Source organism: uncultured Salinisphaera sp., assembly GCF_964012375.1.
Classification (GTDB): Bacteria; Pseudomonadota; Gammaproteobacteria; order Nevskiales; family Salinisphaeraceae; genus Salinisphaera.
The window spans coordinates 1-2740 of record NZ_CAXGSH010000176.1 but is presented as its reverse complement, the minus strand read 5'-3'; the positions used below and the strand labels follow the sequence as shown (position 1 = coordinate 2740).

3 protein-coding genes are annotated in these 2740 nt (G+C 63.5%); all 3 read left to right on the top strand.

The window, feature by feature from the left end:
* On the top strand, window positions 1-1269 hold a 1269-nt coding region (locus ABNU97_RS17610), incomplete at its 5' end, for a hypothetical protein (RefSeq protein WP_348767968.1).
* Window positions 1270-1348: 79 nt separating this feature from the next.
* On the top strand, window positions 1349-2470 hold the full coding sequence (locus ABNU97_RS17605; RefSeq protein ID WP_348767967.1) for a beta-ketoacyl-ACP synthase III: 1122 nt from the start codon (window positions 1349-1351) through the stop codon (window positions 2468-2470).
* Between the two features lie 60 nt (window positions 2471-2530).
* Window positions 2531-2740, top strand: a 210-nt coding sequence (locus tag ABNU97_RS17600) for a hypothetical protein (protein WP_348767966.1), incomplete at its 3' end; no start/stop codon positions are given.

The window sequence follows — 2740 nt, the reverse complement described above, 5'->3', positions numbered from 1 at the left end:
CCCGGCGATCGCCAGATCACCCAGTATCTGGCCCTTGGCGCCTTTGTCAGCGCACCGATCGCGGTGCTGCTATCACCCTGGCTGGGCTGGTCGGCGCTGGCGTTGCTGGCCGGCGCGGCAGCCTGTTTCATGGTGGCCGGCTGGGTCGCCACGCTGGAATCGGTACGGCCCTCGGCGGTGCCGCAACCGCCATTGTCCTTGGGTGTGTGCCGAAAAGTGGCTACCGATGAAGCCCTGTTGGGCCTGTTCGTTGCCGGCGCGCGTATTCCGCGGGGTGCGGTGGTCAAGCGCGACTATAACGAGCTGCTAGCCCTGCAGGCGGTGGCAGAGAACGGCTATTGGGCCAACGGTGCCCAGCACTGGCACCGAACGCCGCACGCGCCGGCGGACTTTCGGCTGCGCCCGACCCGATCGCGCGGCTGCGAGTTCGAGTGGCTGTATTTCGACAGCGAGTTCGAAGCCGATCCGGCCCTGCCGGGCGCAGCGCGCTGGGAAGGCCATCGGCCCAACCAGAATATGGCCGCGCGTATCTTTCGCCATGCGGGCGCGCCGCGGCCGTGGTTGATATGTATCCATGGCTATCGCATGGGCATCGACGGACTCGACCTGTCGCTGTTTCGCGCCAAACGCCTGCATCTGAAGTTCGGGATGAACGTCGCCATGCCGATTCTGCCGCTGCATGGCAGCCGTAGTATCGCCCGGGTGACCGGCGGTGAATTCCTGGATGGGCCGATGGCCGATCTTATCCATGCCCAGGCCCAGGGTCTGTGGGATCTGCGCCGTCTCAAGGCCTGGATCCAGGCCGATCAACCGGACCAGCCGGTCGGCGCTCTCGGTTATAGTCTGGGCGGCTATCACGCTGCGCTGCTGGCGGCTTTCGAAGCCGACTTGGCCTGCGTGATTGCCGGTATTCCGCTCACCGATATTCCGGCTGCGCTATGGGCGCATATGCCTACGCTACACCTTCGGTTTCTGGAAGCGCAGGGGTTGTCGCAAGGCGCGCTGAGCGAGCTGATGGCGCCGGTTTCGCCCCTGCATCTGGATCCGCTGGTGCCAAAAGAGCGGCGCTATATATTCGCGGCGACCGCCGATCAGCTGGTAGCGCCCGATCAGCCCCTGCGGCTGTGGCGCCACTGGGACGAACCGGCCATGCACTGGTATCACGGCTCGCATCTGTCGGTACGCCGCGAGGCCGAACTGCTGCCGTTTGTGGAAAACGCGCTTGCGCGCCACGGCCTGATCCACGACGACAAGCGCCCGGCCGAATAAGACACGGTTGTGACACAGCCGCTCGCGCGCGAGAATGCCGCGCAACGCTGTCTTTGTCGGTCATGGAAGGGGAATACAGGTGAACAACGTCGTTATCTCGGCCTCCGGGCTCTATACACCGCCGGAGTCGGTTTCCAACGAAGAACTGGTCACCGCCTTCAACGCCTACGTCGAGAATTACAATCGCGACAACGCGGCCGCTATCGAGCGTGGTGAGCTTGAGGCGCTTTCGCCTTCGAACGCCGATTTCATCTACAAGGCGTCCGGTATCAAGAGCCGCTATGTGGTCGAAAAGAGCGGCATCCTCGATCCGGAGGTCATGCACCCATGGATTCGCACCCGGGGCAACGACGAGCCGTCGCTTCAGTGCGAAATGGCCATGGCCGCCATCGAGCCCTGTCTGGAAAAGGCCGGCAAGCGACCGGAGGATATCGACGCGGTGCTGGTGGCCTGTTCGAACCTGCCGCGCCCCTATCCGGCGCTCGCGGTCGAGATACAGAAGTATCTGGGTGCGGGCCAGTTCGGGTTCGACATCAATGTGGCCTGTGCATCGGCCGCGTTCGGCATTCAGACCGCGGCCGACATGATCAAGTCCGGCAGCGCCCGGACCGTGCTCATGGTCAATCCGGAAATCTGCTCGGCGCACCTAAACTTCCGCGATCGCGACAGCCATTTCATCTTTGGCGATGTCTGCACGGCCGCACTTATCGAACATGGCGACGATGTCGACGCGGGGCTTGGCTTCGACGTGCTCGGCACCAAGCTCAAGACCGAGTTCTCGAACAATATCCGCAACAATTTCGGTTTCCTCAATCGTGCCGAAATCGAGCCGCGCGCGGATGCGGACCGGCTGTTCGTGCAGAACGGACGTCGTGTGTTCAAGGACGTCGCGCCGATGGTGGCCCAGATGATCGTCGAGCACGCGGACGAACTCGAGCTGGGCGCGGCCGATATCAAACGCCTGTGGCTGCACCAGGCCAACATCAACATGAACACGCTTATCTGCAAGCGCGTTCTCGGTCGCGAGGCCAGCGAGGCGGAAATGCCGTCGGTGCTGGCGGAATACGGCAACACCAGCTCGGCCTCGCCGGTCATCGTCTTCCACAAGTTCTCCGACGATATGGTCGCCGGCGATGTGGGCGTGCTGTGCGGCTTCGGGGCCGGTTATTCGGCGGGCAGCGTGGTCACACGCAAGCGATAGCGCGATGTACAAGGCGCGCCCCGCGCCGACCATTTCGACGATTTCAGCAGGCAGCTTGTTATGACGGGCGAAACGCAGCGCAAGTACCGTGCGGACTACCAGCCGCCGGCCTATCTCGTGGATACGGTGGATCTGGATTTCGATATCGGCCGCGATTACACCCGGGTTCGCGCCACCTATACCGTGCGTCGCAACTCCGATGCGCAGCACAGCGCGCAGTGGCGGCTCGACGGCCGCGCCATGACGTTTGTGTCAGCCGCGATCGATGGG